We start from the raw sequence: 22,332 nt of genomic DNA, 5'->3' as shown, positions 1-22,332 counted from the left end.
AGCTAAAACCTTCTTTCTTTTTGAGTTTGAAAGATTCGATACTGCAAAATCCCATGGCGTGTGTAACCATCGGGATCAAGTTGCACGTCTGTGTAATTCAAACGGCAATCAAAAACTTCCGTACGGTCTGTCTCCGCCCGGAAGCCCTGCATGGCGTCTTGTACCGCCATCATAATTTCGTGGATTTCCCAGTCATCCCTTCGACCCCAAACATCTATTTGATAGGTGACATTAGCACCGTCTGTTTGCTTGGTGTCGCCGGGGTTGGCGAAACCCGAACCTTTTGAGACATAAGGAAAGGACGCACCGTCAGGTACGCCCCTGTTGATATAAATGCCTTTGACAAGGTTATTTAGTTTGTCATCGTAGTAAAGCAAGTGGTCAATATTGTTTTGTATTGCGTGATAATCGACAATCATTTGAGATTCCTCAATACATCATTCGCATCTTTGACGTAGTTATCTTTGTTTTTTTCATAACTGGGTATCATAAACGGCTGCGCTCCGTGGTTGACCGTTCCAAATTCGATCCAGTGCCGGCGAAACCCTTCGCTTCCTCGTGGGCGAATGTCGGCTGTTAAACCGTCATCCTCATATTCAATGGAGATACTTCCTTCAGTCGCCCCTGATCGCTGTGCTACAGATCTTTTTTGATCCTGCTCAATCGCTTCTGCATTCTTCTTAATCGCTTCTTTCATGTCTTTCTTCGATTGACCAGCTATTTTAGAAAACTTCCGCATAGCCTTTTCAAGACCTTCGATTTCAACATCAGCCATCACCAACCACCTCCACACAGTCGAGATGCATTTCCCGGTGCTGCTCATCCAAATCAATCACAGCTTCAATTTCAAACGTTCGACTGCCGTATTTAATCACCTGCTGTGGACGAATGCCGGGGAAATACCTAATTTCCACACGATGCGTGAGTTCAGACTCTATTTGCTGTGCCGCAAACTTTTCCGATCCAGAGAGAGGGTGTACCCGTGCCCAACACTTATGATAGGAAACAAATTCTTCCTCATATCGCCCGTTTTCCTGCCGCACTTCCTCCACATCGCCAATTTCGATACGCTTGTCCAGCTTACCTATCCTGACCGCACGCATCAGAAAAAGCCCTTTCGATAGGGAGCGACAAGGGCTTGGAACGTAAACGGTATTTGCGTGGCGTTGGTATCTGTGATAATACCTCTGTTTTCGTATAGGTGAGCAATCAGCAAAAGGGCTGCCTGCCGTAATGGTTCCGGCACATACTCGTCATACACCTTATATTTGATTTCCATTTGCGGAACTCCCGGTGTTGTGTGGGTGATTACGTTTCCATCACGGAAAGCTTTTGTTTTAAACCCAATACCGTTTGAATCGAATGCCTTCACCTCGTCAAGTTGGACAATGTCTTTGTCAGGTATTTCCACGACCGAATCAGGGTTATCCACAACATACGTTCTATCATGCACTTTCAAGCTAGAACGAGTGACGTTTTTGATGTGTTCCTCGGCGGTGATAATCAATCCTTTTATAAAGTCATCCTCCATATCGTTATCAATACGGAGGTATAACTTTGCTTCATCTAAGGTTACGATCATGAGGTTACTCATCGTCGCCACCATTTTCTAGCGCTTCAACCCTCGCTACTAGGTCATCCCAGTCGGATTCAGAGGGGAAACCATCAGCACCGTCCGAACCATCTTCACCGGGCGGTCCTTGCTCGCCATCTTCGCCCGGTGGACCTTGTGGTCCTTCCGGTCCTCTCTCACCGCTCCCGCCGTCAACACCTTCAATCTCGCCGTCGGTGACATCTAATTTACCGGTGACAACCCATGTGTCGCCACCGTCTGTCTTATAGTTTTTAGGTTCGTGAGCCATTAGCTATCGCCTCCACTCGAATCAGCAAATGATAGTGTTTTAACAGCCGTACTATCCATCAATCGACCGTCCAAACGTCGATACATACGGAAACCAATTTGCCCCCTCATGGCACGTACTTCGTCCAACCGTTGCATCGCCATACCTACACGGTCAGCAATGTAGTAACGAGAAAAGTCACCAAACGCAATCACTTGGTTGCCTGCTTCAGCCTCAGGCATGTGGTCAGATATAGCGACAGGGCGGTTTAAAATTGTATCCGGTTGTCCAGCTTGGATGCCCGGCGCCCAGATAAACTGACCGTTTCCGTCTTTCAATTTACGGATCGCTTTAGCCATCGAATCATGAATCAAGAATGTGGAGTTTCGGCGATGATTCCGACGCAAGGAATGGTACAAATCAAGCAGCTTGTCCGCTTTTAGTTGACTAGCTGAAGAAACTTCCACTTCGTCCGTAGCATCTTCAAGTACGCCTGTCGGTTTGTTATCTCCATCACCATCAATAAACGCCAGTTCTTCTTTCTCCGCAATCCGGGTTCCGAAAATGTCAGATACATACGCTTCAATGTCGAAGAAAGCGTCGTTTAAAAGTTCTTCCGACGCAAACGTTGCAGTTGTCAGCTTGTGAGCACCAAGCGTGATGTTTCCGAACTCAGCGTCACTAGTCTCATAATCTTCTTCCTCACCAATCCAAAACGCTTCGCCACGATCACGTTCAATCGGGAATTCACGCACACCGCTTCCGGTTTGAATGGTTGTAGCTAATCCACGCATGACGTTGTTATCTTCTACTAATCGAATGAGATTAGCTTCAAATTCATCCGGAACAATATAACCGCCCACAGCGTCATTACCGATAGCAAGGGAGCGAACGTCTTGGCGGTGCAATAGATTATGCTGTTCTGAATTGATCGCATTTTTGCCTTTCCGCTGCGCTTCCCAGAACGCACTACGGTACTGTTCTGTTTTGCGTGGATTAGTTTCACGTTCTTCACCAGGCATTTCACCCGGTTGATAATTTGTAGCAACGCGCCCTTGAGATTGCTCAAGAAAACGTTCCTCTTGCTCAAGTGTTTCTTGACGGTCAATTTTGGCTTTCAGATCGTCCACATCAGCCATGATTTTGTCATATTGCTTCGTGTCCAGTTCTCGGTTTTCTTTTTCCGCTGTCTCAATCAAATCACGGGCTTGGCTAACGAGATTCGCCCGTTTTTCTCTCATTTCTTGTACATTCATGTATTTTCGACCTCCAGTAATTTGAGTCTTGCTTTTCTAAGATTCATAGATTCTTGATTTCCATCTTTCAGAAGACTTTCAAGGTAGCCAATCGACCGCTTAACCACCTCCCGGTCAGCGTCGGATACATCCAACCCGTGCTTTGACCGGGCAATGATCGCCGCGATCTGGTCAAATTCCAATCCAACATCATTAAAAAACGAACGCACATTTGCGCTCGTTTCGGGGTAAGCTGGGTAAGTGACTACCGATACATCAAATAGTTCAACTTCTTCCAGCGTTCGTATATTTTGACCGCCTTGGACTTCCCAGTTATCACGGTCAACCATAAAACCAAAACTCATTTGGTTGATATCGCCACGGGACATGGATGTTCGCAAATCATTTGCCCATCCAGTGTCAGGTGGATCAACTTCCATGCGTAAACCACGACCATCTTCTTCAAGTTTCAATGTTCCTGATTTGTTACGACCAAGAACATAATTGGGGTCGTGATTCATTAATGCACGAACGTCTGAACCCTCTTGCAATGTCCGTGTAAATGCTCCTTCTGCAATTTTTTCACGGAAACCGCCTAAATCCTCACTTAGTGAGTTATATAAAGCAGGGTATCCAATGATAGATGACGGTTTATCTTCACCTTCATCCCGTAACTCAATCTTTGTTTCAAAATAGCGCCGTTCTTTCATCTGCTCACCACCTTTCTAATCTTCCGCAACGATTTCACAAATACAACCGCCGTGGAGGGGCGGATGCCCAACATCATTACTTGTTACAAAATCCTCGCCAACTGTATCGCCACTATTAACAAACTTCTGATTCACACCCACAACCGTTCCGTTCATTTCTTGACAATACGGGCAAGACTCTGATCCTTGTGACACCCAGCGCATAGTAACAACACCGAGTAACACAAAAGCCGTCGTTGTAATAGCACCGCTCGATCGTACGGTTTCTTCGTCAGCAACTGAATCAATACGATTTTCCTGCCAGTGATTAAATTCACCTTGAAAAGCTGAAACCACATCATCAGGGTTATTTTCTAATTGGGTTATCAATCGACTAAACGAGTTACCACTAATCCGTTTCGCCATACCCTGTATATAGTCTTGGATGAAATCTTGAACACTTGTCGGCATATCGCTTGCTGTTCCCAATTCATCTTGAACAGAAGCATAAACCTGTGTTCCTATCGATTCCATAACCGGAGCCATTTCTTGTTCAATTGTTTCTCGTTCTTCCCCGTAATAGTCAGAGAGCCAAGACGCAAAGGTTTCATCGACGTTTCGTTCTTCAAACGTATCCTTGACCTTAGCCATCACGTCTTTTTCTTCTCGTTCAAAAATACGTTTTAAGGTGCTACGAATAATTTTCTTATTCGAGTCACGGATATTTGATCTATAATGAATAGCCCGCTTTTGAGCAGGTTTTAATTGTTGCGTGTGGTACTTAATGGAGCGATCTTCGCCCTCTTGCTCAAACGGACTGTTATTATCAGGCGGCGTGGGTTGTTGTTCCATCCTTTCATACGCCTTATCAGCCGGCACCATGTTAACAGGGAATCTGTAAATATCTAACCCGTCAACATGGTTCTTATTTTCTTTTTCTCGGGCATCATTCGGGCTCATCCAACCATCTTGTATAGCTTTCGAGTAAGCATTATATCGACTTTCAGTATCTCCGCGAAGCAATCCTTCAAGTACGAATTCCGGGAAGTGTGTCTTTTGTGTTCCTTGCCCGAATAGCTGCATGTGTACATTTTGCTCCCATCTCTTAATCCATGGGGTTATAGAGTGGGTGACAAAATCAATGGATTGCTGTTCAATGTTACTAAAAGTAGCGCGTTCTAAATCGCCAAGCATATGAGGAGGAACACGGAAAAACCGCGCGATTTCCTCTGTTTGAAACTTCCTTGTGCTCAAAAATTGGGCTTCGTCAGGGGTAACGCCAATCTCCCTGTACGTTGTTCCTTGCTCCAATAAAGCTACACGGTGCTTATTTTCAAGACCATCATGCAACCTTTCCCAATCCTCTTGCATGCGCGTTGCCCCTTCATCACCAATCGCTTGAGGGCTTTCAAGCACGCCAGATGGTCGCCCGCCATTTTTGTAAAAGCTTGCACCGTATTTCTCGGCCGCAACGCCCATTCCGATAGCTTCACGGGCGAGTGTGAGAGGGCTATAACCGAGCAATCCATCAAATCCCATACCCGGAATATGCAAAATGAGGTGGTTAGGGAAAATTTTATTACCGCCATCAGGATCAACATAATAGTATTCCAATCCTCTATCGTCTCTCGTTCGTTTTACATCCATTTTGTCCGGGCGGAGAGGCCATAACGCCTTAGGTCGGTTGGCTTCATCTCGCTCAATTTCAGCGTAGAAATTCCCACGCAATAACAGGTGATTCATCGCCGTTTCTCTAAAATTAAACGCCGTCATATGCGGGTTAGCCCGACTCTGCAAAATATTATATAAATGGTGATCTGTCGCCTTTTCCTTACCGTGATTAACACGCTTATATACAGGGAACGGTAAATGTGCCACAGTCTCTGATAATATACGTACGCATGCGTACACGGCGGTTAACTGCATCGCCCTTGATTCAGAGACATTCACGCCTGAATTAGTATTGGTGCCGCCACCGAAAATAGAACTTCCGTCTTTTAGCGTGAACCGTTCACCATCAGACGAACGAAACTCACCCTTCATTCTCGTAATTATCCCTATCATCATCACCTCCAATACCGAAGAATGCTAGTAATATAAAAAACAGCCCTAATATAATTAGCGCTGCTGGTATATAGATTAATCCCACACCGACAGAGATAAGTAATATTCCTATCAGTGCGGTTATGTCCCTTAGATCCATGTCTCCCTCCTAAAACGCCCGAATACCACGTACGTTGTATACGGATCTAGACTCCTCGTACATAAGCGCCGTTGCCATTGCATTGATAAGTGCCACAGCAACGTCAATGCGTTCCCTTGATTTATTTTTCATAGGTTTAATGTTTTCATTACCATCTGTGGAAACGATCATATTCCCGAAGCACCAACGAGCGAGAGAGTTTTTTTCATGCGTAAACTGCCCTGACCGCATCATACGTTCGATCATTTTCATAGCTTCAGTTAACCCTTTGATCGTTTGGGATATTTCAATGACGTTAACACCCTGCTTCATTAAGCGTTGGGTAAGCATCCGGCTATTCCATGGGTCGGTGCCGAGCGTTTGAATATTATATTGCTTGCTCGCTCCAATCAAACGGCTTTCTACAAACTCATAGTCAACCACATCACCGGGTGTAGCTTGCAGTATCTTTTCATTCACAAAACGATCATACGGCGCTTTATCCCGCTTGATCCGCTCTTTCATATTATCCTCGGGTATCCATGCATCAAAAATGGCTCTCCACTCGTCCACGCCTGATTGTGGCGGGAACAGATAGCAAGCCCCTGTAATATCAATCGTGCTTGCCAAGTCCAGGCCGACATAACAACGTTTGCCAACCAGTTCGGACAAATCCCATTCACCCTGCGTCTGATCCCACAGAGAGAGAGGGAGCCACCCATCACGTTTTAGTGATATCCATTGATTCAGTCTTAACCAACGGAATAAACGTTCAGATGATTCGCTGTTTCGGGCTGTTACGGATTCTTGACGCAATGTATTAATATCAATCGTCTTACCTAATGATGGATTCGCTTTATACCATGTCCGCTCGTCGTAAATATCATCTTCCTCGTCCGCCCCAAATATTTTTGCATACCAAATGGGATCTTCAATCTCGCCATCAATCAATCTTTGAGCGTAGTCGTGTACTTCCCAACCGATGCTGTGCCGATCGGGGTCATCACCAGCCGTTGTAATCACCCACCAAAGAGGTTCCTTGCGGGATGATCCAGCACCAAAGGTCATGACATCCCAAAGGTCACGGTTGGGCTGGGCGTGTAACTCGTCGAATATGACGACCGAAGGATTAATCCCGTGCTTGGAATACGCCTCGGCAGACAACACCTTCAAAACCGTTCCTGTTTCACGGTTCATAATCTCTTTTCGACTGTCTGTAACTTTCAACAAATCGCCAAGCACTTCATCTTGGTCTATCATGCTTCTAGCTGCTTTATACACAAGTGTTGCTTGACCTCTGTCAGCAGCACAACAATAAATCTGACCTTCCGGACCATCGCATGTAAGATGATAGACAGCCAGACCAGCTATGGTGGTTGTTTTTGCGTTCTTCTTAGGAATTTCCAGATATGCATACTGATATTGACGATAACCATCATCCTTTACGGTTCCGTATACATCCCAAAGCACGTCATGCTGCCAATCCATCAAAACAAAAGGTTCGCCGAAAAAGTCATCAGTGAGTTTGAGCATCTGTAAAAATTCAATAGGCTCCATTGCTTTTTCTTTGTCATGAACCATTTTTCTTTCGCTCCAAAAACTCTGCCATTGGCGACTTTTTCTCATCCTTCGCAACAGCAGACAATTCAGATCGGGAGGATGGCGTTAGGCCGAACTCTTTCGCAAATGCTCGCACTTCAGCAAATGATTTTTCAGCAATGGCAACGTGAGGTACTTTACTCATCGATTTAATGTCCCCATCTTTATCACGGGTGACATAGTATCGCCCATTCTTGGCCATCCATGATTCTGCTTCCACAGCTCTGGCCCAAGATGCGCAGTAACTAGCTAATGATGCGCCGTCAACGACGGTAAGCAATCCTAACCGTTCAAGTTCTGGAACAACCCGATCCCATTCTTCCTTAGCTTCATCTGTCAACCATTCAGGACATTCAGGTGTTTCTTTAGTTGGTTCCGGTTCGTTCTCATTCAAAGGACGTTTCCCCGGATTCCCTTCCATGACTTTCAAGTTTGTTGGCTTAGGTGCTGGTCCTCGTTTTCCCATCTATTTTACCTCCTTTCACAAACCGGGTTGATCTAATTCAAGATCGCCCGGAAATTCATCTTTGTAAACCTTGCGATTATCAGTTCGTTTGTTTATCCGTTCTTTCCCCATGGATAAATCTTCAAAATTAGATTCATCCCAATCACCTTGATCCCAAACTTCATCGACTAACTGCATCATAAATGCGTGCATGTCAGGATCATCGCTTATTTCAAAGTTTTCCACACGGGCGTTTTCATTTAAGTTCATACTTGTCCTGATTACTAAATGCCAATCATCGTTATCAAGCAATATAAATTTTGCGTGGGTACGAGTGAGTCTTAAACTATCTGCCCCAAACGTATCTATTAACTGTTGACAATAGGCAGGCTGTCGAGTCGGGAAGCTACGATCCACTAAAAAACGAAGGTGAGTGATACTCCCTTCGTTAAGCAAACGGTAGGCGGCGTTTATTTCTGCTTTCGCCGCTGTCCATGTAGCGAGAGAGAAACGTTAGCCGGCCCCGTTTGATGTAAGATATTTTTAAGCAAGTGGATCAACGAGAACTGTCCTTTTGTTAAACCGAAAATTTCACAACCAGGATAGAGTTCCCCTATTGCTTCCCTTGCGCTTTCCCCAGCATGATCGCTCTAAGTTCACGATTTGTGCCCTCACGCCGATATGTTTGCATATCTACCCCTCCTTGCCGTCGAAAAACACGTTCGTAAAAACCTGCGAAAAATTTCACGCGAAGCTGGCCGCCGGTATGACGGGCTTTCCAGCCATCGATTTAATCCCCTATCCCTTCCGGGAATTTCTCAACAAATATATTTTTGAAATTTTATTTTTGAAATCTGAAAATCAAAATCTGAAAATCTGAAACTGGAAAATCTATTTTATCCACGAAACTCAGGAATTTTATTTTTCCTGTTTGTTTTTCCTGTTAGATATTCAATCTCATGATAAGTGGGTTCTCCCTCGTCTGCTGTAATACGAACGCCTGTTACGCCATGTAATTCCTTTCCATCCTGAAATACTCGGCAGTGCTCGCCGCAATATTCCTGCACAAACACCAAAGCTTTATCCTTAACGTCAATCAATCCGTTATCCATGTCTATCCATCTCCTTATTTGTCTTTATCGAATGGCAAGACTTACATAATGATTGCCAATTGTTTTCACTATCCCAAAACAATTCCTTGTCACCTTTGTGCGGAACAATGTGATCCACTTCAGTCGCTGGCGTTAACAATCCATCTTCCTCACAATGAACACATAAAGGATTCCTTCTAAGAAACATTAGTCTCGCCTTCTGCCATGTTCGATTGTATCCACGCTCTGTAGATGAGAGACGAGAGCGCTCGCTTATGTTCTTATGCTCATCGCAATAGAATGATCCTACAGTTATGTTTGCGCAACCTCCGTACTGACATGCTCTCCCTGGTCGTACAGGCATGAGTTATACCTCCTATCAATGTCTGGGGAGTATGTATATATCAATAGGGGCTATGTGTATATGTGATAGGGGTACCTCTATATACAAACAGGGGTACTGCCATATATACATAGGGCCTGCCACTGCATAGCACTCGGCACCCACACAAGAATACCCCGGGTATAGTTAACAACCCAGGGCACACTAATGGACAAAGGAGGGAGATATGTCATGTGCATGATGGTCAGCTTATGCTGTCAGTCATTTGGCACACTATCATAATAACACCTAAGTTGACCCCAAAAGTGCAACAGGAGTGCAAGTTAATTTTCTCCTAGTAAATGAGCAATAGCATAAACAATCTCCCGCCGATAATTAAAAGCTGTACGCCTACTTACAAAACATTCATCAGCAACATATTCCCAGTTAGCACCACGCTTAGACCAATACCTAAGATGCACTAGGTTCTTTTGTGTGTCATCTAACTGCTCATACACCCGTTCAATGGCATTACTTATCTCCTCTAATCTCCTGAGCCTTTTGTTAGCTTCTAGTTTTGTTGCTCTTATTTCAGTGGGTTGGCCTGGACTTCGGTAAGAGTTCTTACCAGCGCCTATATTCTCATCAACTTCTCCTTGTCCGTGTATGATCTCATCCCTTATCTGTCTTATCTCTCTCTGATAATCAGGATAAGCATATAGTTCGGACTCTATATATTTAAAGGTGGCACCTTTCAATTCCGTTCCTTGCATCCAACCACTCCTACTTCCTTTTGTACATGATGGCAATAGCTATAAGAGGTATCGTTACGAGCGCTGTTAGTATCAATCCGATTGTGATTAACCAATCTGGTAGGGTCATTCACCATCGTCCTCCTTTGTTAAAAGTTCTCTGATATAATCTTTTTTACTGGCGCCAGCATCACAATACGGACAGGATAGAGGTCCTTCATAATCAACAGCATATTGGTCTGAACAATTGCCACATTCATAAAGATACAGTTTCAATCGCTAACACCCCTTTAAAATTTAACCATCTATAGTATAGACACCAATCAACTTAGGCTCGTCTATCTCATAAACGTCCAGCAAAAACCACCGCAAATCAGGGTGTTCACTTTCAGCTATCTGGATAGCTTCGTTTTCATCGTGGGCAAGTACAGTCGCTCCCACTACGCCGTCCCATTCAACATCATCTGCGTGGATGGTCAATTCGTATATTTTCATTCGTATTCACCCTCCAATTCCATTAATTTTTTATCTAGCTTGTCTACATAACGATTAAGCTTTATATATCCCATCTTTTCAATGTTTTCCGGTGTTATGGACAGCACTTTTTCAGACCGACGAACAAAATCACGAACAGTGTTCCTGGTCATAGTTCCGGGGAATACCTGATTTAAAGGTGTATCCAAATCTTTCGTTTTAATCCACGTGTCTTTATTCATCACCTACGTCCTCCATTTGATTAGACATCATCAATGCCATGATTTTTTGTAGAGGCATTTCAAAGACTTCCTCCTCGGTTTTTCCTGTTTGCTTGCAAATATAGATAATCGCTTCACCTAGCGTTAAGGTTTTCATTCGCTGTCATCCTCCAATTCTTGTAATAATCTACCTATTTCTTTTAGAGATTTCTCGTTCGTTTCTTGTGTAGCAGGAGGTTCTAGGATAGGATAAAAGGCATTTAACACATCTTTATGAAACCGTTCATACCGCTCCGCTTTCTCGGCTTGCTCCCGATACCACCGATATTGATTTTCCGTCATATGGACAGGGTGCGTATCCCTGCTCAAATCATCACTCGTTATCATGTTTTCATTTTTAGCGATGATGTTGCCGTTTGCGTCACGTATGATTACTTTGTTGTCTAACCGCTCGCTCATTCGCTACCCCTCCATTTCCTCCAAGTTTTTCACAAACTGTTTGCATATCGACGCAATCAATGCATTTTCTCTGATTGCTTTAGAATAGAAGTGTGCATCTTCTTCATCTGCTGCATTTGCTGCTTTTACCCTTCCGTCTTGCGCCGCTTCAAAGTACCTCTCGCACTCGCTGTGGTAAAAATCTATCAACTCTTGTTTAGTTGCCATTAATTTCACCCTCCATAAAAATCACATCATTTACTCTGACCTCTAGGAACTTTTTGTCCACCTTTACAACTGCAACAGGGTACGCAACAATTCCACCTGGGTGGCCACCGACCATCAACGATGCATCATGAGGTTTCGAATACTGGAACACGCCTACACACTAGCCTTCGATCTAGTCTTTTTTTATGCGGACATAGCATGGTTCACTCATTCGCTACCCCTCCTACATAAACAATTGAATAATCCAACCGAATCCTAAAAAGAGCAATACAACAATTATTGAAGCGAGGGTGTTCATTAAATTTGCTTCCTGTTTCCATCCTCTACCTATTCCCACGAACTGGCCTAACATATTTAGCGTTTCAACCTCAGTACCTTTTGTTTTGATCAATCGAAAGAAAAACAATAAACCTAAAGAATGGGCATAAGATAGCTCAGTAATTCCAAAAGGAGTCACAAACCATCCCCATATCTTCATCAAAACAAAAGCAACTAAGAAGAAATAACCAACCCTAGAAATGAAATTAACCGTTGATACTAGACCGCTTTTTTGATCATCTTTTAAATCTTTCACCCTCTACCACTCCCTTATTATCAATTCCACAAATATCCAGACGAACAGTAAAATAAACAAAATCTTACCAACGCCTATACGCCTAAACATGCGCTATATCTCCTTTAAATTCATACCATCGTTTCCTGATTACCATAAGTCGCCTTTGAGTCGCCTGATGTGTGATCCCAAACACATCACCAATCTCCCTTAGTTTAAACCCAGACAGGCGCATACGAACGATTGTTTGTTGACCATCATCCAAGGACTTTATAAAATCGTTAACCACAGGTGATGTAAAATCATCCGAATCGCTTAACGCCCCCTCCAAGATATAACTTTCTTCGTCATCGTCATATTCAAAGTCAGAAAACGTTCGTATGGAAAAATATGATAGATACTTCAGCGCCCTTTGAGCATCCACGAGTGATTGGTTAAACGTTTTGCTAATAATATCAGCGCTATAGTCTTCCATTTCATGCTTCCGAATCTTCCCCATCGTTTCCCGCACACGTGGAGGAATGTGGATACCGTTGTTGTAACCTCTCATCTGATTTAATGTTTGCCTTATCATAATAAAATACGCATATGCCAAAAACGTTTTACCTCGCTCATGATCGTACGTGTTATAAGCATGGACTAAAGACATAGAGACTAATTGAGACACATCTTCTCGGTCCATATCACGATACTTACCTTCGATGAACATTTTGTTTGTTATCTTCTTGATCAAGTTTCGGTATTGGGTTAATGCTTCTTCTATGGTCAAATCCTTTCCGTCAAGGTTTTTCGTTTCCATTTACATATTCCTCCAACCATTTCAGATAAACAGAAGCTTTTTTTAAATCCTCCACACCGTTCTTGTGCTTGTACCGCCACAGATATTTCATAATGTTTCCGGTAAGGTAGCCTTCAAATCCGTCTAAGTGTTTTGTTGCTTCCTTGATTGCATCGATGCATTCGATATCGCCGGACGTGTAGTGATCAGGGGAGTTGATATTATCTTTATCCGGTTTAATAGCATTCCAATAAGCCTGACCAATCTCTCTTTTACCTTCTTTTGTCAAACCTTCACCCATTTAACCTCACCTCTAAATTTATAATTAAGTGGATCGTGCTTTTCATTTTCGTAATAGACCTTTTCAATACCAGCCGCTATAATCAGCTTCCTGCACTGGTGACAGGGTTCATGCGTCGTTCGCATACTTGCACCTTTTGCTTGCTTTCCTGCTTCCAGTAGCGCCTTGGCTTCTGCATGGACACTGTTAATACAATGATTGTTGTGATGGCACGTATGATCATCGCATGGAGTGATGGGGCGGTTCTCGCCCGCCCCTAATATTCGATTGCCTTTATAGACCACAGCTTTGACGTATAACTTTTGGCAACGCTCAGTAGCCATTTGCTTGTCTTTCGTGATTTACTTTGTTTTTGGCAAAATAGGCTTGTTCGACTTCGTTCCAGGAAAAGCCCATGCTCTCGCCTAATCTGACAAACTCTGAAAATATCCTTTGCCAAATTTGATCTTTGTTGTTTCCAAAGCTTAATTTTATGTTTTTGTACAGCCCGGTCACCTTATCCATCACGTAAATAAATTGCTTTGTGACATCGTTATTTGGAAACTTCGGCTTCAACGGTTGTTTTTCTGTGATGTTCAGTTCCAAGCCAATAGATAGGATAAAATGCAGGCAGTCCACGTTCTTCGAGGAGTGGGTTTTTATATCCGCCTAAAGGTGCTTCCTGATCGTTTTCTCCGGGGTTCATTGTAAAAACTTTATTTCTCGGTTCCTGATCCTCCGACCAATATTTGAATCCTCTATGCTCGTTGGCGCACTCGCCCAATTCCACTTGGAGTGCTATAATTAAATAGGGAGTCTGTCCATGTCCTGCAAACCATGTTTTTCAATGATGCGATCATCTAATGCTTTCTGCGTTTCAAATAGTTTGGTTAGGTTCATTCCTCCGCCACCTTCCTCATCGTCACAATATACCGGGGAGCACCATTTTGATCTCTGGTCTCTCCAATATCCCCCACTTGCTGATAGCCTCGTTTTTCATTTTCCAGAATTGACGCATAAGCTTCTTGCAATGTGCAGCGTGTGATTCTTATTTGCAGGGTGTGCATTTGGCTTGTTTTTGGCATGTTATTGCTCCTTCATTCGTTCAAGTTTTATAATTGGTTACCCATCCAAATCCTTATCACAACAGGGTTCATGATTGGTAGGTATCCGTAACCGTTCAAAACCCATTCCATTTACGTTTTACAGAGTAAGTCTTTAAACACTTACTTTTTATTCTTATATTCTAATAGTGTTATATTTCGGTTACTCGGTTACCTTAACCGAGTAAATACTAATTCGACAGTACTTTGACTAGGTAACCGAAATAGTAACCAAGAGGTAACTAGGGTAACCGAAATAAAGTAATACTTATTGTTAAAAGATGATCCCTTTTGTACGTAATAAACTTTTGATCCAGTCATAATTTTCCTCGATAATCACCTTTGAATGGTTACCTTGGCCGAAATACATAATACAATCATGACCAGTATGACTTTTTATTTGTTCAACATTATGGAGGTTAACCATGATCTTCTCCCCGTTTGTTTTGCTCGTCACTTCTATGAACATTTGCAAACCTACCTTTGTTATGGTTTTATTTCAGATTCAGAAAGTAAAAACGTCTTCTTATTCCTACCGTTAACCTTCCTTTGTTTAGCTGTTAAATTATATTTTTCCTTTATATCTTTGGAAAACGCCCTTGTACTCCTAGGTTTAATCAGGTTATCCTCACACCATTCCTCATACACTTTAAAAGCGTCTGCCACGGGCTGATTAATAAAATCGTCTTGTTCGACCAACTCCAAATATTGTTGTATAGAATCGTTCTCATAGTGATACTCCTGGTTGAACTGTTCAACCTTGTCTGAATGGGTAAACCCGTTATTTTCATAAAGCCTGAAATAACCTTCAACAACCAATTTCACCCAATATTCTAGCGCTTTGTCCGTTGTAATCTTGGTGATAAACTTTGGGTCCTTATTGGTCGGTTTTGTATACATCGGGAGCCATAATATACGCCTCTTATATGCATCCCCTTTTTCCCACGATTTAAGGAGATGATTTGAGGTAAATATTAATGACGTTGTAATCGAAACTGTTTCAGAGTTCTCCCTCATCGCACGGATACTAATGTCGTCACATGTGCTGATGTTCTTCAATATTTTGATCCGCTCGTTATTAATAGGCTCGTCTTCAATGTCATCACCCAAGTTGGCCAAATTACCTTTAATGTTGTAAAGATACCTTTCATCAGCCATGTCTTTAATACTTAGTGACGAACAGTTATCCCTACCTAAAATGTTCCTTATGATTTCCAGCAACGTTCCCTTACCGTTCCCGCCGCTGCCAACGAACACAAAAAACTTGGCCAACAACCTTTTAAACTCTTTATCCGTAACGAGAGTATGTCCTAAAACTTCTAACACTAGGTTTTTATATTGTTCATCGCCTTCTGTCAGCATGTATAGGTAGTCGTCCACTTCTTTGACAGGCTCGGCATCCGGGGTGTACGGGATCTTGACGTAATAGGGCGTAAACTCTTTGAAGTCAATAGGGATGAACTTACCATTTCTTAAAATACCGTTGGAAAATTTAATATCAAACGCCTTATCATCCTCAATAAGCGGAGCCGTATAACGCATCTGCTTAATCACCTCGTCCATAAATGTTGTTTTTACAGCCCCTACCTCATTTGCCACCATTCGTCTAAGCCTGTGCTCATCATTTGTATATTCATCGTTTAAACGGAAATAGAGGTTATTTGTAAACATCACTACGTTGTACTTACGCATGATCAAATTAGCATAATCAGGCTCTTTCATGTCCTTCTTGTCCACGGGAATGTCATCCCTAGCCAACGTCTGAAATTCTTGGTCACTCAATGGATCGGCGAAAATGTGATTGTTGATGAAACGTAAGACTTGCTCCCAGTTGTCCACCAAACCCTGTATCTTGACCCGATGGTTGAACATGGCGTTATTCCTACCATCACCGTCGGATAACCCTTGTAAGTTCTGTAATGTTTTCCTTGTATGCAAAATGGAGGGTAAGTCTTCTCTAATTCCTGGGTTCTCTATTAGACGCTCCTCTCCATTTTGTTTGACGGCTGTTGCGTAGGTGTTTTTGTTATGTTTAAACTCCACGTTAAACCCTAGTGGAATAACCTTTGAAGCACCTTTAAAACCGTCGGGCTTTTTAAAGTAGAGATGGACACCCCTTGTCGTCCAGACCCTTTCTGTTCGGATGTTAAAGATGTCTAATATATTTTGGATAGTCTCTTTTGGTAAATCGTCAATGTCAACAACAAGGTCATCCGTTGTTAGGATGTATCCAGCATCTTGGAAAGCGTCATGAGTCTCTGCTATATCAGCACCTTTGGCGGCATGTTTTTCACCTGCTTTAAACTCGACATACATATACATACTCCTTCTTAATTTTCATTAGCCCCAGCGTTCCAGACGTTTCAACACGATTTGGTAATAGTGATCAATGTTAATGATCTTTTTAAAATCGTGGAACTCGGTTAATTCCCCATTAAACAAATACATGTCGTTTGACATATCGGGGAACATAACCAAACCTCCGTCTTCCCTCTTTTTGTATAGAGTGGTTCCTTTCCCCGGAAACGTTGGGAAAACCCGATTCACTTTGTTATACTGATTACCCTTATCGTCAAAAGTTCCTTGGTAAGTTGAACCAGCTTGGAGTACATATTGGAACAACATCGGTTTATCTAAATGTTCTTGTAGGTTGTCAATAATGTCCTTACCATAAACAAGATAATCAACAAGGCAAATGTCCAATATTCTAGCGCTGTTGTTTTGAAAGAACCTGTTCCCGCCGTATCTGTTCGTGTCCCCACCTTTGGTTTTAATGCTTCCATCTTTTCCCACAGCGATATAGTTGTTAACATCCCTTTGAAACCATTTGTCAAACTCATCCAATTCTAGGGTAAAGTTAAACTCCTGTTCCCAATCTTTCCATATTCTATGGAACTCGTTATTATGGGGAACAAACGCCACACCATCTGTGTTAATATTAATGATCGTTGCATGGTGTGAAAGTCTCCGGCATAATTCATACAAAATACACTGACCGTAGGCACAAATGGTCTTAGAAGCGTTCGGGTTTAGCAGATCGCTATACTTATTTTTCAAGTTTCCATATACACTGTTTAAAATCAGCTTTAGAGCGTCCGATCTTTCTTTATCGCCGTTTTCTTTCGCTTCCATGCGGTCTTGAATCATTTGGATGTATTTGCGTGTACCGTCCTCAAGCACTTTTTTTGTGGGTTAGATTTTTGATGATACTGGGATACAGTGAACCAACATCCAGAAGTTTTACGTTATCCGCTTCTTTGATGGAATGGTGTACCCCATGCAACCCCCGAAGCCCCATTCAATTTTGTTGTCGAACTCATGCGTAACTTTCTTACCCTTGTCTTTGGTTTTCCACATATCGACAACCTCAGCAGGAGCAAGGTTTAGGATATGTTCCGGCACTTCCAACCAAGCCCATTTTGTAAGAGACTTGTCTACCAAGATATTTGAAGAGATAGTCGTTGTGTTCCACTTATATGCGTTATCCGGGAAAGACTTATCCAACATACTGACAAGATATTCCTTGGGTTTGAAATAACTGTTCACGCGCTGCTTATAAACATCAATCGTCTGTTCAACGTCATAGGCACAATAGTTCAATGTCTCTTCCAGTTCTTCGTCAGTTAATTTCCTGTCGATATCAAACGGTATTTGAGATTCGTAAATAGCACGTCCCATGTTGGCTTCAATTTTTTTCAGACTTGGACGGCTGACATCAATTTGCTGGAAACAATCATAAGTTTTACAAGGGAGTTGGTTTGTTCGTTTTCGATCTCCGCCTATAATGTCGTCGTTGGTTTTTTTGATTTTTGATTGAGGAACATTCTTGGTCATTTCATATAAAATCACATCATCATAACCATAGTTGTTGAAACCCACTAACACCTTGTCTTGAATGAATTCACCTAATTGGGAAAAGCCATTAAGAAATGTGCGTATAGTGGCTTTGTTAATGTCTTTGAAAACAACCATGCTGTCATGTTTAAACACTTCCACGTCGTAGAACAATAGATTGTCTGTCACTGTCTCACCTTCCTTTGAAGAGAAAGGAGGGGAAGAACCCCTACCTTATTTCTTTTTCTTAGCAAACGGTTTGATCTCTGCATAAGGGAACTTACCAAAAGCGACCTTGACTTCCACCATGATCGATTTACCTTCTAATTCCTCCATGTTATCCGGAGAAATCCCAAACTTATCTTCAAACTTCGCGTATTGCTTTTTCTGCTTTTGTGGATTAACGAACCATTGTTTTTTAGCTTCCAAGTAATCCGCATAAGTCATCTTACTTTCGTAAGTGTCGCCTTCGTACTCAAATTCAATATGCATCGCTTTACCGTCGTCATGTACCTTTGTGACTTCCGTTTCAAAAATCTGACCCTCATCGTCCTTGGAAAATTTGCTGATCATTTTCACAGGCCAGAGAGCGTTAAACCGGTCGTAGGCGTAAACATCTTTACGATCCCCGACAGCTTGTCCCAGTTGATCAAAAGGAAGGTTAAAATATTCTTGACTCCATTCCTCAACCTTTTCGGCTTTGTCAGGATCATCAACAAATTTTCCTTTATCCTGATCGAACGATTGTTTGTTAAAATTGACTTCCCGGATTTCGCCGTTGTCCTCATCTAAAAATGTAAGCACCGCTTTGTTACCGTCGTTTTCTACGTCTACCAATTCCAATTGCTCTAATATTTGTTCACCCATGTTATTCATCCACCTTTGTTTCAAAGTTTAATTCCTTCTCGTTAAGGAGCATTTTTGCAAACTCATATTCTGCCTCATTACTGAATACAATCATGTAAGACTTACTCTTACTCCCCTTGTCCATCTGCTGACTAACCTGTTCCTTTTCCTTGTGACGGTTCTGGACCGTATTGATCGAATCAACTAGATTCATAGATTGCTTGTACTCAGCAAGGATTTCGTCCTTATTGTCCAGTGTCTGAAGGTGTTTAATTTCTTGATCCCGCTGTTCTAACCAATCGACAAGTTCCTTCTCGACTGTGTTTAAGGATGTTGACTTATTGAGGTGTTTTGCTTGTAGAAAATCCTCAAACCGGAAGAAGTCTTTAAATTGGTATTGTCCAATACGCTTATCCCAAAGGATTTCAATCTGCTCACGTTTACTTTGCCTTTCTTCTTCCTCAAGCTGTCTAACCTGACCCCTGACCGTTTCATCCGCTTCTTTGACAATCTTGACAATCTCTTTAACCTGTTTTTCAAACTCGTTATAAGGCTCAAGCATCTGTTTTTTGATGGAGATGCGCTTATCTTCAAGTTCTTTCACACGGCTGTTTATCGTTGCCAGCATCTTTTTAGATGTTTTGATATTTTCCTCGTCGACCTTCAAAACCTCAATCTGTTTAGCTAGATATAGCGCTTCGTCTTTCAGATTTTCATAACCATCGAAGGTTACATTTCCGGGTTGAACTTGAATGCTACTTACATCAATGGTTAGTTGTTGTTCTTCCATGTGATCCCCTCCTAATAAAACCGACTGGACTTGTGAAGCTCTATCAGTTTTGAATCCTTGTCCCTTCGGTTCATAAAGTAAAATTCCTTACACTGTTTCGTACTCAAATGTGTCATTGTTGCCGACAAATACGGGTTATATCGACCTGACCAGTTGTTTTTGACCTGCTCAATCTTTTTGGGATCGTAGTTGGACTCTAGAAACACCCAATCATAGGGACCTTTTGGAGCGTCGCTCATACTGGCAGTGTCGGTAGCGTAAATAAGCTTTTCGTTATCCTTGCTTGTCCATGTAAACCCATACGTCAAAACCGGATGCTCACACTCAAACGGAAGAAACGTGTAGTCGTCTGTCACAACATCAAACCCAGCGTTGACAATGGTATCTACAGGAAAGTATTGGTGTACTTCATAGTTTCCTAGAATTTGTATTTTCGGAAAGAACGTTCTAATACCCGCTAACGTGGGTCTTTTCATATGGTCACTATGCGTGTGGGTCAACAGCAAATATTTAACGTCGTAAAGGTGTTCTTTGATCGCCTTCATTCCCACACCACAATCCACCATTACATCATCTATAATCACGCAATTACCTTTGCTACCGCTCTGTATAATTTTATATTCCAATCCCTCACCACCTGTGTTACAATGTCCACAACTAAATATTGTTTTTCTGCCGATCAAGTTGCCGCTTGGTCGGCGTTTTGTACGTAATACTGGTATTCGGATTCGGTTAGGAGCGTGAAGAAAATGAGATCACCGTTCAAAGCTTTTACATGATACTCATTTTCACTTCCCTCATGTTCCCATGGTTCTATTTCATACTTTGAAAACAGTTGAAAAAACGCATCTTCACGCATCTGAATTTCCATTTGTCCGGTTAAGAAGTTTCGACTAACCCCGATGCAACCAGCACTTTGAAGTTCGCCCCACACATAATCCAATTCCCTCGCAGTTTCCATCACCGCTACTTTATAACTCACAAAACCACCCCTTCTGCTCGTAATTCATGGATGTAACTAAGCATCCGCTCTAAATGCTCGACTTTCACGGACAACATCGCATCACTGCTCATGAGTTCTACATCTTCGCTGAGATCGCTTAAGATTCGTTGCATTTTGGGTCCTCCTTATTAATGCCTTCGATTTTGATGTCGAGGATGTCTAATATATTTCTTGCGGAAAACCTTTGCCTGGGATTTAGGCAGTCGAAATACTGTTTGGCTGCTTCCTCCGGCGTTTGCTCGACTTCGTATCCGTAATAAACAGCAGTAGCGAAGTCTTTGATTGATAGATCGTTGAAACAGGCGTTTTTTGGATAAAGCCATGAATCTAGCGCATGTGCTATCACTAGATCATCGTATTCAAATACTTCTTCCCTTCCTGCGAGCCTTTCTTCCAACCTCTCCGCCTGCTCCCTCGTAAGCACCGGTTTTTCAATGTTCATTTATTCGTCCTCCTCCCTCTCCTTTTCAATCGACTCTGCCAGTCTGTTATAAGCGGACATTGTTTGCATGTAAGCAAGTTTGTCGCCGCCGATGCCCATGATTGGCCTGTGTTGTTTTGCCAATTCAGCTAGCCTTTCCATCTGAGACACTTTGTTTTGCAATCGATCCGATGAGCTTTCTGCCATATCTCCAAACATGTTTATCGCTTCTTTACAATCTCAAATGTGATCCATTGTCTGCCTGTCGTGTCCGTATCCATCCAACCTGTTTCATGATTTGGTTTACTTTTTGTCTCTTTTTCAGCGATCACGTTTGTGATATTCTCTTTATTTTCAATAACTCGACTAATCCAGTTTTCTGCGTTTATTGGCATGTTGATTCACCTCCCTTTAGAATATCGCCGCTAATACCATGCAACCGATGATAGAACAATAGAATAGGTGCAGGATGGTTGTGGGTTTAGGTTGCATGGGGTTGGTCCTCCAGAAACTTATTCACAAAATAGACCTGCCCTTTCCCGGTAACCTTCGGTGTTCGTGTTGTTCGTATAGACCCGTCTGGGTTATTAATGGTCCGTTTCTTAATCTCAAATAATTCTTTGTCCATGCTCCGCTGAGTCGGTAGATTGTAAGATTCGCCGTTTTGCTTAATGAGGTATCCATTTCCTCTAAGCCATTTGAAAAGGCGATTTTGACCAATCTCGACCCCGTTTTGTTTGAGGACTTTTGATAACTCCCCGACAAGGACGCTAGATGTTGATGTTTCGACGGCGTCGGCGAACATAACTTTGGGTTTGTCTAGCTGCATTTTCTGTTCGAGTTCGGTCACTTTTTGGTCAGCGTATTGTAACGCTCGTCTCATAACTGCTTCTGGGCTGTTCCATAGTTTTTCTAGTTGCAAAAAGTACTGGCGAGCCTGTTTACCTTTGTCGGTTCGTTGAAGCATGGATATTTCTTTTGCCATGTCTAGTTTTAGGTGGTGGTCTTGCGAAGGCCTGCCACCTCGACTTTCTTCCATAATTGGAATAAAGTCAGACCCTTCCTCAAAACCGTAACCAGTCATTCGGTTAAACCATGTTGTGTAGTTGCTGTTCACCTCCAAAAACTCATGCAGTTCTCGACCACTAACTAAAATATCTCCGCTTTCGCTTTCTTGTGTTGCGATTAGTTCGTTCATGCGCTCGCT

At 42.5% G+C, this 22,332-nt stretch carries 40 protein-coding genes; all 40 read right to left on the bottom strand.

Translation table 11 applies throughout. The features are described from left to right. Positions 1 to 2: 2 nt before the first annotated feature. Positions 3 to 419 (bottom strand): DUF3168 domain-containing protein, encoded by a 417-nt coding sequence (locus tag HUG15_RS05745; protein ID WP_200127684.1) that lies wholly within the window; start codon positions 417 to 419, stop codon positions 3 to 5. Beyond that, entirely contained in the window at positions 416 to 775 is a 360-nt protein-coding gene (locus tag HUG15_RS05740; RefSeq protein WP_200127682.1) for an HK97-gp10 family putative phage morphogenesis protein, read from the bottom strand. Before HUG15_RS05740 ends, HUG15_RS05745 begins: the two co-directional genes overlap by 4 nt. Next, on the bottom strand, positions 768 to 1,103 hold the full coding sequence (locus HUG15_RS05735) for a phage head closure protein (RefSeq protein ID WP_200127731.1): 336 nt from the start codon (positions 1,101 to 1,103) through the stop codon (positions 768 to 770). Before HUG15_RS05735 ends, HUG15_RS05740 begins: the two co-directional genes overlap by 8 nt. Continuing rightward, a complete protein-coding gene (locus HUG15_RS05730) occupies positions 1,103 to 1,594 on the bottom strand; it encodes a head-tail connector protein (protein WP_200127678.1) in 492 nt (163 codons plus the stop codon). The genes HUG15_RS05735 and HUG15_RS05730 overlap by 1 nt, the downstream gene beginning before the upstream one ends. After that, positions 1,587 to 1,862, bottom strand: coding sequence for a hypothetical protein (locus HUG15_RS05725; protein WP_200127676.1), 276 nt, complete (start codon positions 1,860 to 1,862; stop codon positions 1,587 to 1,589). The genes HUG15_RS05730 and HUG15_RS05725 overlap by 8 nt, the downstream gene beginning before the upstream one ends. Further along, positions 1,862 to 3,097, bottom strand: a complete 1,236-nt coding sequence (locus HUG15_RS05720; protein ID WP_200127674.1) for a phage major capsid protein — start codon at positions 3,095 to 3,097, stop codon at positions 1,862 to 1,864. Before HUG15_RS05720 ends, HUG15_RS05725 begins: the two co-directional genes overlap by 1 nt. After that, entirely contained in the window at positions 3,094 to 3,786 is a 693-nt protein-coding gene (locus HUG15_RS05715) for an HK97 family phage prohead protease (protein WP_200127672.1), read from the bottom strand. Before HUG15_RS05715 ends, HUG15_RS05720 begins: the two co-directional genes overlap by 4 nt. A 15-nt stretch (positions 3,787 to 3,801) precedes the next feature. Then, positions 3,802 to 5,829, bottom strand: coding sequence for a phage portal protein (locus HUG15_RS05710; protein ID WP_211202349.1), 2,028 nt, complete (start codon positions 5,827 to 5,829; stop codon positions 3,802 to 3,804). Continuing rightward, a complete protein-coding gene (locus HUG15_RS05705; RefSeq protein ID WP_200127667.1) occupies positions 5,798 to 5,968 on the bottom strand; it encodes a hypothetical protein in 171 nt (56 codons plus the stop codon). The genes HUG15_RS05710 and HUG15_RS05705 overlap by 32 nt, the downstream gene beginning before the upstream one ends. 9 nt (positions 5,969 to 5,977) lie before the next feature. After that, a complete protein-coding gene (locus HUG15_RS05700; RefSeq protein WP_200127665.1) occupies positions 5,978 to 7,528 on the bottom strand; it encodes a terminase large subunit in 1,551 nt (516 codons plus the stop codon). Then, positions 7,518 to 8,012, bottom strand: a complete 495-nt coding sequence (locus tag HUG15_RS05695) for a phage terminase small subunit P27 family (protein WP_200127663.1) — start codon at positions 8,010 to 8,012, stop codon at positions 7,518 to 7,520. The genes HUG15_RS05700 and HUG15_RS05695 overlap by 11 nt, the downstream gene beginning before the upstream one ends. Before the next feature lie 15 nt (positions 8,013 to 8,027). Then, positions 8,028 to 8,261, bottom strand: a complete 234-nt coding sequence (locus tag HUG15_RS22725) for a hypothetical protein (protein ID WP_211202352.1) — start codon at positions 8,259 to 8,261, stop codon at positions 8,028 to 8,030. Between the two features lie 626 nt (positions 8,262 to 8,887). Next, on the bottom strand, positions 8,888 to 9,103 hold the full coding sequence (locus HUG15_RS05685) for a hypothetical protein (RefSeq protein WP_200127661.1): 216 nt from the start codon (positions 9,101 to 9,103) through the stop codon (positions 8,888 to 8,890). After that, entirely contained in the window at positions 9,096 to 9,290 is a 195-nt protein-coding gene (locus tag HUG15_RS23475) for an HNH endonuclease (protein WP_343073149.1), read from the bottom strand. The genes HUG15_RS05685 and HUG15_RS23475 overlap by 8 nt, the downstream gene beginning before the upstream one ends. A 458-nt stretch (positions 9,291 to 9,748) precedes the next feature. Further along, entirely contained in the window at positions 9,749 to 10,177 is a 429-nt protein-coding gene (locus HUG15_RS05675; protein ID WP_200127659.1) for a DUF722 domain-containing protein, read from the bottom strand. 276 nt (positions 10,178 to 10,453) lie between these two features. Next, entirely contained in the window at positions 10,454 to 10,651 is a 198-nt protein-coding gene (locus HUG15_RS05670; RefSeq protein WP_200127658.1) for a hypothetical protein, read from the bottom strand. After that, positions 10,648 to 10,872: a hypothetical protein gene (locus HUG15_RS05665; protein ID WP_200127656.1), complete on the bottom strand. Its 225-nt coding sequence runs from the start codon at positions 10,870 to 10,872 to the stop codon at positions 10,648 to 10,650. Before HUG15_RS05665 ends, HUG15_RS05670 begins: the two co-directional genes overlap by 4 nt. Beyond that, positions 10,865 to 11,008 carry a hypothetical protein gene (locus tag HUG15_RS05660; RefSeq protein ID WP_200127654.1) on the bottom strand — a complete coding sequence of 48 codons (144 nt, stop codon included), beginning with the start codon at positions 11,006 to 11,008 and terminating at the stop codon, positions 10,865 to 10,867. The genes HUG15_RS05665 and HUG15_RS05660 overlap by 8 nt, the downstream gene beginning before the upstream one ends. Next, entirely contained in the window at positions 11,005 to 11,310 is a 306-nt protein-coding gene (locus tag HUG15_RS05655; protein WP_200127653.1) for a hypothetical protein, read from the bottom strand. The genes HUG15_RS05660 and HUG15_RS05655 overlap by 4 nt, the downstream gene beginning before the upstream one ends. Positions 11,311 to 11,313: 3 nt before the next feature. Further along, on the bottom strand, positions 11,314 to 11,517 hold the full coding sequence (locus HUG15_RS05650; protein ID WP_200127651.1) for a hypothetical protein: 204 nt from the start codon (positions 11,515 to 11,517) through the stop codon (positions 11,314 to 11,316). Between the two features lie 223 nt (positions 11,518 to 11,740). Further along, entirely contained in the window at positions 11,741 to 12,091 is a 351-nt protein-coding gene (locus tag HUG15_RS05645; protein ID WP_200127649.1) for a hypothetical protein, read from the bottom strand. A gap of 82 nt (positions 12,092 to 12,173) precedes the next feature. After that, a complete protein-coding gene (locus tag HUG15_RS05640; protein ID WP_200127647.1) occupies positions 12,174 to 12,869 on the bottom strand; it encodes a sigma-70 family RNA polymerase sigma factor in 696 nt (231 codons plus the stop codon). After that, a complete protein-coding gene (locus HUG15_RS05635) occupies positions 12,850 to 13,149 on the bottom strand; it encodes a DUF3310 domain-containing protein (RefSeq protein ID WP_200127645.1) in 300 nt (99 codons plus the stop codon). Before HUG15_RS05635 ends, HUG15_RS05640 begins: the two co-directional genes overlap by 20 nt. Further along, on the bottom strand, positions 13,134 to 13,472 hold the full coding sequence (locus tag HUG15_RS05630) for a deoxycytidylate deaminase (protein WP_200127643.1): 339 nt from the start codon (positions 13,470 to 13,472) through the stop codon (positions 13,134 to 13,136). The genes HUG15_RS05635 and HUG15_RS05630 overlap by 16 nt, the downstream gene beginning before the upstream one ends. Next, the gene (locus tag HUG15_RS05625) at positions 13,462 to 13,767 is read right to left on the bottom strand and encodes a dUTP diphosphatase (protein WP_281393597.1); all 306 of its coding nucleotides are present in this window, start codon (positions 13,765 to 13,767) and stop codon (positions 13,462 to 13,464) included. Before HUG15_RS05625 ends, HUG15_RS05630 begins: the two co-directional genes overlap by 11 nt. After that, positions 13,682 to 13,918 carry a dUTP diphosphatase gene (locus tag HUG15_RS23320; protein WP_281393596.1) on the bottom strand — a complete coding sequence of 79 codons (237 nt, stop codon included), beginning with the start codon at positions 13,916 to 13,918 and terminating at the stop codon, positions 13,682 to 13,684. The genes HUG15_RS05625 and HUG15_RS23320 overlap by 86 nt, the downstream gene beginning before the upstream one ends. 14 nt (positions 13,919 to 13,932) lie before the next feature. Then, the gene (locus HUG15_RS22850) at positions 13,933 to 14,028 is read right to left on the bottom strand and encodes a dUTP diphosphatase (protein WP_246516508.1); all 96 of its coding nucleotides are present in this window, start codon (positions 14,026 to 14,028) and stop codon (positions 13,933 to 13,935) included. After that, positions 14,025 to 14,213 (bottom strand): hypothetical protein, encoded by a 189-nt coding sequence (locus tag HUG15_RS05620; RefSeq protein ID WP_200127639.1) that lies wholly within the window; start codon positions 14,211 to 14,213, stop codon positions 14,025 to 14,027. Before HUG15_RS05620 ends, HUG15_RS22850 begins: the two co-directional genes overlap by 4 nt. A 504-nt stretch (positions 14,214 to 14,717) precedes the next feature. Further along, entirely contained in the window at positions 14,718 to 16,547 is a 1,830-nt protein-coding gene (locus HUG15_RS05615) for a DNA primase family protein (RefSeq protein WP_200127637.1), read from the bottom strand. Positions 16,548 to 16,571: 24 nt separating this feature from the next. Next, positions 16,572 to 17,363, bottom strand: a complete 792-nt coding sequence (locus HUG15_RS22845; protein WP_246516507.1) for a hypothetical protein — start codon at positions 17,361 to 17,363, stop codon at positions 16,572 to 16,574. A 108-nt stretch (positions 17,364 to 17,471) separates the two neighbouring features. After that, on the bottom strand, positions 17,472 to 18,254 hold the full coding sequence (locus HUG15_RS22840) for a hypothetical protein (RefSeq protein WP_246516506.1): 783 nt from the start codon (positions 18,252 to 18,254) through the stop codon (positions 17,472 to 17,474). A gap of 45 nt (positions 18,255 to 18,299) precedes the next feature. Next, positions 18,300 to 18,932 carry a hypothetical protein gene (locus tag HUG15_RS05605; protein WP_246516504.1) on the bottom strand — a complete coding sequence of 211 codons (633 nt, stop codon included), beginning with the start codon at positions 18,930 to 18,932 and terminating at the stop codon, positions 18,300 to 18,302. A 1-nt stretch (position 18,933) separates the two neighbouring features. Continuing rightward, positions 18,934 to 19,701 (bottom strand): DUF1351 domain-containing protein, encoded by a 768-nt coding sequence (locus HUG15_RS05600; RefSeq protein WP_200127633.1) that lies wholly within the window; start codon positions 19,699 to 19,701, stop codon positions 18,934 to 18,936. An 11-nt stretch (positions 19,702 to 19,712) separates the two neighbouring features. Next, complete coding sequence (locus HUG15_RS05595; RefSeq protein WP_246516503.1) at positions 19,713 to 20,327, bottom strand: MBL fold metallo-hydrolase; 615 nt, start codon at positions 20,325 to 20,327, stop codon at positions 19,713 to 19,715. 53 nt (positions 20,328 to 20,380) lie between these two features. After that, a complete protein-coding gene (locus tag HUG15_RS05590) occupies positions 20,381 to 20,683 on the bottom strand; it encodes a hypothetical protein (protein WP_200127631.1) in 303 nt (100 codons plus the stop codon). Then, positions 20,680 to 20,817 carry a hypothetical protein gene (locus tag HUG15_RS05585; protein WP_200127629.1) on the bottom strand — a complete coding sequence of 46 codons (138 nt, stop codon included), beginning with the start codon at positions 20,815 to 20,817 and terminating at the stop codon, positions 20,680 to 20,682. The genes HUG15_RS05590 and HUG15_RS05585 overlap by 4 nt, the downstream gene beginning before the upstream one ends. Then, on the bottom strand, positions 20,802 to 21,146 hold the full coding sequence (locus HUG15_RS05580) for a hypothetical protein (RefSeq protein WP_200127627.1): 345 nt from the start codon (positions 21,144 to 21,146) through the stop codon (positions 20,802 to 20,804). The genes HUG15_RS05585 and HUG15_RS05580 overlap by 16 nt, the downstream gene beginning before the upstream one ends. Beyond that, positions 21,147 to 21,344, bottom strand: coding sequence for a hypothetical protein (locus HUG15_RS05575; protein WP_211202348.1), 198 nt, complete (start codon positions 21,342 to 21,344; stop codon positions 21,147 to 21,149). Positions 21,345 to 21,346: 2 nt separating this feature from the next. Further along, positions 21,347 to 21,520, bottom strand: a complete 174-nt coding sequence (locus HUG15_RS05570) for a hypothetical protein (RefSeq protein WP_200127623.1) — start codon at positions 21,518 to 21,520, stop codon at positions 21,347 to 21,349. Between the two features lie 86 nt (positions 21,521 to 21,606). Beyond that, positions 21,607 to 22,323, bottom strand: a complete 717-nt coding sequence (locus tag HUG15_RS05565) for a phage antirepressor KilAC domain-containing protein (RefSeq protein WP_200127621.1) — start codon at positions 22,321 to 22,323, stop codon at positions 21,607 to 21,609. Positions 22,324 to 22,332 lie beyond the last annotated feature (9 nt).

Origin of the sequence: Salicibibacter cibarius (genome assembly GCF_016495725.1) — a bacterium.
GTDB lineage: Bacteria > Bacillota > Bacilli > Bacillales > Marinococcaceae > Salicibibacter > Salicibibacter cibarius.
This window is presented reverse-complemented; position numbering and strand designations above follow the sequence as displayed.

Excerpts from the sequence above, each read along its gene's own strand:
- HUG15_RS05745 (WP_200127684.1), bottom strand. The coding sequence starts at position 419 with ATGATTGTCGATTATCACGCAATACAAAACAATATTGACCACTTGCTT.
- HUG15_RS05740 (WP_200127682.1), bottom strand. The coding sequence starts at position 775 with ATGGCTGATGTTGAAATCGAAGGTCTTGAAAAGGCTATGCGGAAGTTT.
- HUG15_RS05735 (WP_200127731.1), bottom strand. The coding sequence starts at position 1,103 with ATGCGTGCGGTCAGGATAGGTAAGCTGGACAAGCGTATCGAAATTGGC.
- HUG15_RS05730 (WP_200127678.1), bottom strand. The coding sequence starts at position 1,594 with ATGAGTAACCTCATGATCGTAACCTTAGATGAAGCAAAGTTATACCTC.
- HUG15_RS05725 (WP_200127676.1), bottom strand. The coding sequence starts at position 1,862 with ATGGCTCACGAACCTAAAAACTATAAGACAGACGGTGGCGACACATGG.
- HUG15_RS05720 (WP_200127674.1), bottom strand. The coding sequence starts at position 3,097 with ATGAATGTACAAGAAATGAGAGAAAAACGGGCGAATCTCGTTAGCCAA.
- HUG15_RS05715 (WP_200127672.1), bottom strand. The coding sequence starts at position 3,786 with ATGAAAGAACGGCGCTATTTTGAAACAAAGATTGAGTTACGGGATGAA.
- HUG15_RS05710 (WP_211202349.1), bottom strand. The coding sequence starts at position 5,829 with ATGATAGGGATAATTACGAGAATGAAGGGTGAGTTTCGTTCGTCTGAT.
- HUG15_RS05705 (WP_200127667.1), bottom strand. The coding sequence starts at position 5,968 with ATGGATCTAAGGGACATAACCGCACTGATAGGAATATTACTTATCTCT.
- HUG15_RS05700 (WP_200127665.1), bottom strand. The coding sequence starts at position 7,528 with ATGGTTCATGACAAAGAAAAAGCAATGGAGCCTATTGAATTTTTACAG.
- HUG15_RS05695 (WP_200127663.1), bottom strand. The coding sequence starts at position 8,012 with ATGGGAAAACGAGGACCAGCACCTAAGCCAACAAACTTGAAAGTCATG.
- HUG15_RS22725 (WP_211202352.1), bottom strand. The coding sequence starts at position 8,261 with ATGAACTTAAATGAAAACGCCCGTGTGGAAAACTTTGAAATAAGCGAT.
- HUG15_RS05685 (WP_200127661.1), bottom strand. The coding sequence starts at position 9,103 with ATGGATAACGGATTGATTGACGTTAAGGATAAAGCTTTGGTGTTTGTG.
- HUG15_RS23475 (WP_343073149.1), bottom strand. The coding sequence starts at position 9,290 with ATGTTTCTTAGAAGGAATCCTTTATGTGTTCATTGTGAGGAAGATGGA.
- HUG15_RS05675 (WP_200127659.1), bottom strand. The coding sequence starts at position 10,177 with ATGCAAGGAACGGAATTGAAAGGTGCCACCTTTAAATATATAGAGTCC.
- HUG15_RS05670 (WP_200127658.1), bottom strand. The coding sequence starts at position 10,651 with ATGAAAATATACGAATTGACCATCCACGCAGATGATGTTGAATGGGAC.
- HUG15_RS05665 (WP_200127656.1), bottom strand. The coding sequence starts at position 10,872 with ATGAATAAAGACACGTGGATTAAAACGAAAGATTTGGATACACCTTTA.
- HUG15_RS05660 (WP_200127654.1), bottom strand. The coding sequence starts at position 11,008 with ATGAAAACCTTAACGCTAGGTGAAGCGATTATCTATATTTGCAAGCAA.
- HUG15_RS05655 (WP_200127653.1), bottom strand. The coding sequence starts at position 11,310 with ATGAGCGAGCGGTTAGACAACAAAGTAATCATACGTGACGCAAACGGC.
- HUG15_RS05650 (WP_200127651.1), bottom strand. The coding sequence starts at position 11,517 with ATGGCAACTAAACAAGAGTTGATAGATTTTTACCACAGCGAGTGCGAG.
- HUG15_RS05640 (WP_200127647.1), bottom strand. The coding sequence starts at position 12,869 with ATGGAAACGAAAAACCTTGACGGAAAGGATTTGACCATAGAAGAAGCA.
- HUG15_RS05635 (WP_200127645.1), bottom strand. The coding sequence starts at position 13,149 with ATGGGTGAAGGTTTGACAAAAGAAGGTAAAAGAGAGATTGGTCAGGCT.
- HUG15_RS05630 (WP_200127643.1), bottom strand. The coding sequence starts at position 13,472 with ATGGCTACTGAGCGTTGCCAAAAGTTATACGTCAAAGCTGTGGTCTAT.
- HUG15_RS22850 (WP_246516508.1), bottom strand. The coding sequence starts at position 14,028 with ATGAACCTAACCAAACTATTTGAAACGCAGAAAGCATTAGATGATCGC.
- HUG15_RS05620 (WP_200127639.1), bottom strand. The coding sequence starts at position 14,213 with ATGCCAAAAACAAGCCAAATGCACACCCTGCAAATAAGAATCACACGC.
- HUG15_RS05615 (WP_200127637.1), bottom strand. The coding sequence starts at position 16,547 with ATGTATGTCGAGTTTAAAGCAGGTGAAAAACATGCCGCCAAAGGTGCT.
- HUG15_RS22845 (WP_246516507.1), bottom strand. The coding sequence starts at position 17,363 with ATGGAAGCGAAAGAAAACGGCGATAAAGAAAGATCGGACGCTCTAAAG.
- HUG15_RS05605 (WP_246516504.1), bottom strand. The coding sequence starts at position 18,932 with ATGGGTGAACAAATATTAGAGCAATTGGAATTGGTAGACGTAGAAAAC.
- HUG15_RS05600 (WP_200127633.1), bottom strand. The coding sequence starts at position 19,701 with ATGGAAGAACAACAACTAACCATTGATGTAAGTAGCATTCAAGTTCAA.
- HUG15_RS05585 (WP_200127629.1), bottom strand. The coding sequence starts at position 20,817 with ATGCAACGAATCTTAAGCGATCTCAGCGAAGATGTAGAACTCATGAGC.
- HUG15_RS05580 (WP_200127627.1), bottom strand. The coding sequence starts at position 21,146 with ATGAACATTGAAAAACCGGTGCTTACGAGGGAGCAGGCGGAGAGGTTG.
- HUG15_RS05575 (WP_211202348.1), bottom strand. The coding sequence starts at position 21,344 with ATGTTTGGAGATATGGCAGAAAGCTCATCGGATCGATTGCAAAACAAA.
- HUG15_RS05570 (WP_200127623.1), bottom strand. The coding sequence starts at position 21,520 with ATGCCAATAAACGCAGAAAACTGGATTAGTCGAGTTATTGAAAATAAA.
- HUG15_RS05565 (WP_200127621.1), bottom strand. The coding sequence starts at position 22,323 with ATGAACGAACTAATCGCAACACAAGAAAGCGAAAGCGGAGATATTTTA.